Annotated in this window: 5 protein-coding genes and 1 pseudogene; 2 read left to right on the plus strand and 4 right to left on the minus strand. The window is 60.9% G+C overall.

Annotation, left to right across the window (positions count from 1 at the left end; genetic code table 11):
• The 4 genes from B3187_RS05535 to B3187_RS05550 form a co-directional block, all read right to left on the minus strand.
• Nucleotides 1-1,574, minus strand: a 1,574-nt coding sequence (locus B3187_RS05535; protein WP_286805008.1) for a family 43 glycosylhydrolase, incomplete at its 3' end; no start/stop codon positions are given.
• Nucleotides 1,575-1,868: 294 nt separating this feature from the next.
• Nucleotides 1,869-3,176 (minus strand): xylose isomerase, encoded by a 1,308-nt coding sequence (xylA, locus tag B3187_RS05540; RefSeq protein ID WP_286805009.1) that lies wholly within the window; start codon nt 3,174-3,176, stop codon nt 1,869-1,871.
• Nucleotides 3,173-4,639 carry a xylulokinase gene (gene xylB, locus B3187_RS05545; RefSeq protein ID WP_286805010.1) on the minus strand — a complete coding sequence of 489 codons (1,467 nt, stop codon included), beginning with the start codon at nt 4,637-4,639 and terminating at the stop codon, nt 3,173-3,175. The genes xylA and xylB overlap by 4 nt, the downstream gene beginning before the upstream one ends.
• A gap of 107 nt (nt 4,640-4,746) precedes the next feature.
• The gene (locus B3187_RS05550; protein ID WP_286805011.1) at nt 4,747-5,763 is read right to left on the minus strand and encodes a LacI family DNA-binding transcriptional regulator; all 1,017 of its coding nucleotides are present in this window, start codon (nt 5,761-5,763) and stop codon (nt 4,747-4,749) included.
• Between the two features lie 329 nt (nt 5,764-6,092).
• Here B3187_RS05550 and B3187_RS05555 point away from each other — a divergent pair, with 329 nt between their 5' ends.
• Complete coding sequence (locus B3187_RS05555; protein ID WP_286805012.1) at nt 6,093-6,932, plus strand: GNAT family N-acetyltransferase; 840 nt, start codon at nt 6,093-6,095, stop codon at nt 6,930-6,932.
• Nucleotides 6,933-7,012: 80 nt separating this feature from the next.
• Nucleotides 7,013-7,962: pseudogene (locus B3187_RS05560) on the plus strand (hypothetical protein); the annotation flags it as partial.

Consider the following 7,962-nt stretch of genomic DNA (forward strand, 5'->3'; position numbering starts at 1 on the left):
CGCAGACTCATAAAGCCATAAGCCACATTGTGGTGGTAGCCGGAGACTTCCATCTGGGTCGGATACTTGATCCAGGTTTCCCCACCATCGGTACTGGTGTGGATGGTGAGAATGTGCCGGTCATTGGTGATCCGCATCCGCAGTTGGGTGTCCATGCCGTCGGGCTTGGGGGCGGTGCGCTGGTCCATGCCGTAGCGGTGCAGGACGAAATGCGCCTTGGTGACCCCAACGCCGGCGTAGAGCTTATCGTTGTAGAACACCATGGCGCCGGCCTGAGCACCCTCGTCAAAGTCGATATCGACTTCAAACTGATAGGAGTGATCGCCGGCAATGAAGGTCAGAGGCGAGCTGTTGCTGGGTGAGTCGCCCTTGGCCTCCAGCTCCAGAACGCCAGCGTCGTGATCGTAGTGCACCCGTTCGTTTTCGGTAATATCCCCTCGGAAAAAACTGTACTGGATGCCGAACTTGTTGGTGCTGAAATCATCGGAAAGGGGGATACCGTGCGTGAGCGCGGTGCCACCTTCGGGCTTGGGAATGGGCTGACTCATGTCGTAGCCTTTGGTGACCAGCCAGCCATCGTCGGTCCACTCCACCGGCTCCATCAGGGTCTGACGGCCCAGGGTGTAATAACCGTTTTCATAACCGTGGTACATCATGTACCAGTCACCGTCGGTCGGGCCTTCCACCAGGGTGGCATGACCGCGGGACCACCATTTCTCCGCGGCGCTCTCGGTGCGCACAATCGGATTGTGGGGCGAGTCTTCCCAGGGGCCGTGGATGGATTTGGAGCGGGCGTGAATCACCATATGGCCCGTAGGCGGACCGGCGGTACCGCCGACGGCGGTGATCATATGGTAATAGCCTCCGTGCTGCATGATCTTGGGCCCTTCCTGGCAGTCGCATTCCACGTCCCAGTGCTCGGGATAATCCCAGGCGTCATAGACGTGCTCCATGTCGCCGGTAATGCGCAGGCCATCGTCAGATAGTGGCACACGATAACCGGCGGACAGGAACAGGTAGCGCTTGCCGTCTTCACCCACGGCGTGACCGGGGTCAATCAGGTCGTTATCCAGCGCGATCGGATCGGACCAGGGGCCTTCGATATTGTCCGCATAGACCACATAGATATTGTTGTTGCCCGGAAACTTTGCCGGAATGTACAGGTAGTAGCGTCCGTCGTGCTTGGTCAGCTCCGGCGCCCAGATGCTGCCGACATACTCGGTCAGGGCCGGGCCAACCGGCTCCCAGTTCACCAGGTCTTTGGAGTGCCAGATCGTCAGGGCCGGGTAGGCCTCAAACGAGGAAAACGTCATGTAGTAGTCGTCGCCGTCTTTGAGAATACTCGGGTCGGGGCGATCGCCGGACATGATGGGGTTGAGATAAGTACCGTCACCGAGATCCGCCTGGCGTTGACCCTCGTAGGTGGTCTCCCACTGCTGGCAGTGTTTGACGTAAGGGTTGCCCAGGTAGGGACTACAGTCTTCGGTGTGGGTTTGGGATTGATCGGGGTTGTTGGTCGATGTGCAGGCGCCCAATAGCAGCGCTGCCCCGGCAAGGGATAGCCATGTTTTCATTGTTTTTCTCTCTCACATTAATTTTTCAATATTAGTATTTTAAGTATTTACTGTAGCTATTGGTGTTTGAGCACTTAGAGTGTGGCCTTAACCCACGGTTGGGAAACTGCTCAGGTTTCGTGGTGGCAGAAAGACCGGCGGCGTGACAGGTTCTGAAACTCTCACTTCAGGGATGAAGTGAGAGAGCTACAGGGATGTATTCATCGCGTTTTCAGAACCTGTCACGCCGCCGGTCCACTCTCAGCCCTTCAAAACAATCTTCTGGAGAACGAAGCGGTTTTCAGGACAATCTGCTTAGCGTACGAAACGGTTGATGATGTTTTCGTAAAGCTCCTGCTGGCCGCTGGTCTGCTTGGGCTCGCCCAGGGCGTTACCAATTTCGGCCAGTTGCTCCAGAGACAGTTTGCCCTGTTCGAAATCGGCACCTTTACCGTTGTCGAAAGAGGCGTAACGCTCGGCGCGCATTTTCTCCAGCGGCGACTTCTGGATCAGGTCGTCGGCGATCAACAGTGAGCGGGCGAACACGTCCATACCACCGATGTGACCGAAGAAGGTGTCGTTCAGGTCGGTGGAGTTACGACGACGCTTGGCATCGAAGTTTACACCGCCGCCCTGGAAACCGCCGTGGCGCAGCAGAACCAGCATCATCTCAACGGTTTCGTTGATGTTGTACGGGAACTGGTCGGTGTCCCAGCTGTTCTGGTAGTCACCGCGGTTGGCATCGATGGAACCGAGCATGCCGGCGTTGGCCGCTGCCTGCATTTCGTGGTCCATGGTGTGCTGGGCCAGGGTGGCGTGGCTGGTTTCGATGTTCAGTTTGAAGTCTTTGTCCAGGCCGTGATGACGCAGGAAGCCGATGACGGTTTCGCTGTCGAAATCGTACTGGTGCTTGGTCGGCTCCTGCGGCTTGGGCTCGATCAGGATGGCGCCCGAAAACCCGATCTTGTGCTTGTAATCGACAACCATCGAGAGCATGCGCGCCATCTGGTCCATCTCCTGGCCCAGATTGGTGTTGAGTAGGGTTTCATACCCCTCGCGCCCACCCCACAGCACATAGTTCTCGCCCCCCAGCCGGTGAGTGACGTCCATATTGGCCTTGATGGTCGCGCCGGCGTAGGCAAAGACGTCAGGGTCGGGATTGGTCGCCGCACCACCCATGAACCGCCGGTTGGAAAACAAATTCGCCGTGCCCCAGAGCAGTTTGACGCCGGTCTCGGCAATCTTTTGCTCAAAGATGTCGGCCAGTGCTTCGAGCCGCTTCTTGCTCTTGGCAAAGCTTTCGCTCTCGGGCCGCACATCGGCGTCATGAAAGCAGAAATAGGGCGCCCCGAGCAGGGAAAACAATTCGAACGCCACGTCGGCCTTCAGTCTTGCGCCGTCCATGCCGTCATCGAACCACGGGCGCTCAAAAGTCCGCCCGCCAAACGGATCGCCCCCCTCCCAGGCAAACGAATGCCAATAGGCCACGGCAAAGCGCAAATGCTCTTCCATCCGCTTGCCCATGACGATTTCGTCGGGGTTGTAGTGATGGAAGGCCAGCGGATTGTCGCTGTCCGGGCCTTCATACTCGACCTTGCTCAGGCCTTTGAAAAAATCGCTCATAGGGCTCGGGCCTCCTCAATACCCGCATAAAGGGCGCGATAGCGCGCATAGGTCTCGTCATAAGCCGATACGAGATCGGCTCTCGGATCGATGGTTTTCTCGATTTTCGGTGTGCTGCAGACGGCCTTGGGGTCGGCGCCGGTCGCCGCGATCAACCCCAGCCGAGCGGCGCCGAACGCTCCGCCGAAATCCCCATCCTCGGGCACGGCAATCGCCATGCCCAAATTGGTGGCGATCATTTCGAGCCACAGATCCGATTTCGACCCGCCGCCCACGGCGATCAGCGTATCGATCTGCGTTCCCGCGTCGGTGAGCACCCGCTGGCAGTCGCGCACCGCAAACGCCACGCCTTCCATCACCGCCTGCCCCATGGTCCGGGCATCGGAAAGGTGCGACAGCCCCACAAAAGAGCCGCGCGCATTGGCGTTATTGTGCGGCGTGCGCTCACCGGAAAGGTACGGCAGGAAAATCTCCTCGCCCGGCCCGGAAAAGTTCTCGGCAACGGCCCGCGTCACCCCGGCCGCGTCCTGTCCCACCAGCTTGGAAAACCAGTTCAAACTGTCGGTCGCTGAAAGGAAAACCCCCATCTGGTGCCAGGTCTTGGGAATGGCGTGACAAAATGCATGCACGGCGCCTTCGGTATTGGGCCGGAACTTGTCGTTGGAAACAAACAGCACCCCCGAAGTGCCCAGAGAGACGAACCCGGTCCCCGGCTCCACCGCCCCGATGCCGCAAGCCGAGGCTGCGTTGTCGCCCCCGCCCCCGGCCACAACGGGCGTCTCGGCAATCCCCCACCGGCGGCAAAGCTCACCCGAAAGGTGCCCCGAAGGTTCGCTCCCCTCGACAAGCGCCGGCATGTGCTCGGTGGTTAGGCCCGTAACCGCCAGAAGATCGTCCGACCAACCGCGATATTCGACGTCCAGCCACAGCGTCCCTGCCGCATCCGACATGTCCGATACGTAAGTGCCGGTCAAAAGGAACCGCACATAATCCTTGGGCAGCAGCACCTTGGCGATCTTGGCGTAGTTTTCCGGCTCGTGCTTTTTGACCCACAAAATTTTTGGCGCCGTAAAGCCCGGCATGGCGATATTGCCGGCAATCTGGCGTAGCGTGGGCAGCGCTTGTTCCATTTCTTTACATTCGGTGGCCGCGCGCACATCGTTCCACAGGATGGCCGGGCGGATCACCTGATTGTTCTTGTCGAGCAGCGTCGCCCCATGCATCTGCCCCGACAGCCCGATCCCCCGGATCGCCGATACACTATCGGGATGGCGCTCCTTGAGCGTATCGACGGCCCTAAGCACAGCCTCCCACCAATGGGCGGGGTCCTGCTCTGAAAAGCCGGGTCGGGGGCGGGAAACGGTCAGCGGCGCACTGGCCTCGCCCAACGCCTGCCCCTCGCCGTCAATCAGCACCGCCTTGACGCCCGACGTTCCGATATCGAGCCCGAGATAGGTCAACATGCGGCCTCCGTCGCAACAAATGAGGTGCGTACCTCAAACTCGGTCATCGAAAATCTCCTCGGTTTCGGCTGCCTTTTCGGCGCTCGTGCAAGATGGATATGGGAAACCTAGCTCAGGTGATCCCGCATCAGAACCCTGATTTCCAATTGTGTCTGCGGTGGGGCGGCGTCAGCCCCCACCACCAGCCGCCGCGCCGTGGCGCACACCGCACGGATTTCGTCTTCCGGGCTCTGGTCCAATATGACGTCGATGGCGCCCGATTCCAGCCCGGCCCGCGTCGGCCCGGTCAATTCGTGCCCGATCACCCGCATTTTGCCAGCAAGACCGCGCTCGTTGAGGGCCATCAAAAGCCCCGCATTGCCCGCTCCGGCATTATAGAGACCTGCGAGATCGGGATGGGCTTCAAAAAGCACCAGGCTCTTTTCATACGTCGCTGTAAATTCGTCCTGCCCCTCGATTGGCCCTACCAGCGTCAGGCTGGGAAATTCGACCGCCATGATCTCGGAAAATCCCCGGATTCGCTCGGCATGATCGATCAACTCCAGCGATCCGGCCACCAGACCGATTGTGCCCCCCTGCGGCACAAACCGTCCCATCAGCGATCCCGCTATGCGCCCCGCCGCGCGGTTGTCGATCCCCACGAACCCGTGCCGGGCCGAACCGGGCAGGTCCGAAACCAAAGCGATCACCTTGATCCCCCGCCCCGCGGCCCGCGCCACCGCAGCGTGAATTTCAGGCTTGTCGATGGCCACGATCACCGCGCAGTCGGCGTCTTCGGCGCCAATGTCATCGAGCGCCTCGACCAGCGCCCTTGTGTCCATGGCCTTTATGCGCAAAAGGTCGAGCCGCAGCCGTTCGGCGCGCATCTGAGTGCCCACGCTGTCCACCGCATCGGCCAGCTTGCCGAAAAACTGGTTGGTCCCCTCGGGCACGATGATTTTCAAAACGATGTCGCGGGCCCGTGCCAGCATCGAAGCGGTCAGGTCGCGCCGAAACCCGATTTCGGCAATCGCGGCCTCCACCTTCTCGATTGTGCCTTTGCGCACCCCGGGCCGGCCGTTCAGCACACGGTCCACCGTCGCCAGCGACACCCCTGCCGCCCGCGCCAGATCATGCACAGTCACGCGCCCGCTGCTCTCCAAAACCCCGTCTCCTCCTTTGAGGTACGTAAGTCATTGCGCGTTTCAGATGGCGCAGTCAAGAGGGAAGATGGAGAGTGTTCCTCGGGTTGGCAGGCAAAAAGAAAGGCCCCCTCACCGGCCTGCCGGCCACCCTCTCCCCGAAGGGGCGAGGGTTCATCATGCCGAAGCCCTTGGGATATCCAGCGCCAGGATAGCCGCAGCCTGACTCCCTCGCCCCTTTGGGGAGTTGAGCGCTGGCATCCACCATCGCAATTCCCTCCAGCACCCAACTCGACTACAACAACGTTACCGCTCCCGCTCCCCCGAGACCCATGATCGACACCGCGCTCAAACTCGAAAAAACCCGCCCGGCCCCGCTCGCCCGCCTGGGCCAGTTCGCCGTGCGTCTTGCCCAAACCGATGCCGAGCGTTTTGCCGCCTGCCGACTACGCTATGAAGTGTTCCATCGCGAGCGGGGTGTAAACGCGCCGTGGATGGATCACGCCAAGCACATCGAGACCGATGCCTTCGATCCCCATTGCGACCACATCATCGTCATCGATACTGCTGCCCGCACCCTGGGCGACACGCCGCCCATTGTCGGCACCTATCGCGTCATGGCCAGTCCCGCCCCGTGCCTGGGCTGGTACGCCGATAGCGAGTTTGACCTCAAAACCCTGTTTGCGCGCCACCCCGGCCAGCGCTTTTGCGAAGTGGGCCGCTCCTGCGTTGCCCCCGCCTATCGCTCCATGCGCACCATCGAGGCGCTGTGGTGCGGACTTTGGGCTTATGCGTGCGGCAACGCGATTGACGCCTATTTCGGGGCGGCCAGTTTTCCCGGCACCGATCCGCGCCAGCATGCCCAGGCGTTGTCCCATCTCTATCATACTGCCAGCGCGCCATCCGATTGGCACGCTCAGGCCCGTGCCGAGCACGCAATTGCCATGAACATGCTGCCGGCCGGGATGACCGACCGCCACACAGCCCTGCGCGCCATGCCGCCCCTTGTGCGCGGCTATCTGCGGGTCAATGCTGTGTTTTCCAGCCATGCCTTTATCGACCAAAAATTCGGAACGACCGACGTCTTCGTTCTCGCCCGCTTTGCCGCCGCGCCCGCCGCCTACCGCAAGCGCGTCGAACGGGTCACCGGGCTGCGGCATCCCAACCTGTGATCGGCAGTTGGAATCACCAAAATTTTGGCTTAGCGTGCCCCACCGTTTAACAGCCATATCCTCGGATTTTTTACCGTTTCATGACGCAAACCGAGCCACAGGCCGATTATGCTGCGCCCCCCGCCACGGGCATGACGCCCATGATGGCCCAGTTCTTTGAGATCAAGGGCGTAAATCCGGGCTATCTGCTGTTCTATCGCATGGGCGATTTTTATGAGCTGTTCTTTGAGGACGCCGAAATCGCCTCCGCCGCGCTCGGCATAACGCTGACCAAGCGTGGCAAGCATCTCGGTGATGACATTCCCATGTGCGGCGTGCCGGTCCACGCGGCGCAGGATTATCTCAAAAAGCTCATTTCACTGGGCCACAAGGTCGCCGTTTGCGAACAGGTCGAAGACCCCGCCGAAGCCAAAAAGCGCGGCAGCAAATCCGTGGTCAAACGCGACGTGGTGCGGCTCGTCACCCCCGGCACGTTGACCGAGGACGACCTGCTCCCCGCCCGGGGCAACAACTTCCTTTTGTCCCTCGCCCGGCTCGGCGCGGATGGTGAGGGCTACGCAATGGCCTGGTCCGACATTTCCACCGGCGAGCTTCTGGTCGCCGACCTCGATACTGACTCCCTGGCCGATGAAATCGCCCGCATCGACCCCGCCGAGATGATCCTGTCGGACCGCCTCGCCGATCAATTGACCGAACAGCGCATCTTCGGGCCGGACCGGCTGGCCACTGCCACCCGCCGCCCGCATGAGAGCTTCGAGTCCGAAGCAGCCGCCCGCCTGTTGCGCGAAACCTTTGAGAACGCCGTCGATCCCACGGCCTTTTCCCGCACCGCCCGCGCCGCGCTCGGCGCGCTGATCGCCTATGTGGCCGAAACCCAGAAAGGTGCCGGGGTCCCCCTGCGCCTGCCGCGCTTTGAGGCAGCCTCCGATCATATGCAGATCGATGCGGCGACCCGCTCGTCTCTCGAACTGCTCGTCACTCAACGCGGCGATGTGCGCGGCGCTTTGCGGGCAAGCGTCGATATGACGGT

The organism is Marinimicrobium sp. UBA4209 (assembly GCF_002381585.1).
GTDB classification, from domain to species: domain Bacteria; phylum Pseudomonadota; class Gammaproteobacteria; order Pseudomonadales; family Cellvibrionaceae; genus Marinimicrobium; species Marinimicrobium koreense.

Bases quoted from the DNA above. Each gene is read 5' to 3' on its own strand.
- xylA (WP_286805009.1), bottom strand. From the start codon at position 3,176: ATGAGCGATTTTTTCAAAGGCCTGAGCAAGGTCGAGTATGAAGGCCCG.
- xylB (WP_286805010.1), bottom strand. From the start codon at position 4,639: ATGTTGACCTATCTCGGGCTCGATATCGGAACGTCGGGCGTCAAGGCG.
- B3187_RS05555 (WP_286805012.1), top strand. From the start codon at position 6,093: ATGATCGACACCGCGCTCAAACTCGAAAAAACCCGCCCGGCCCCGCTC.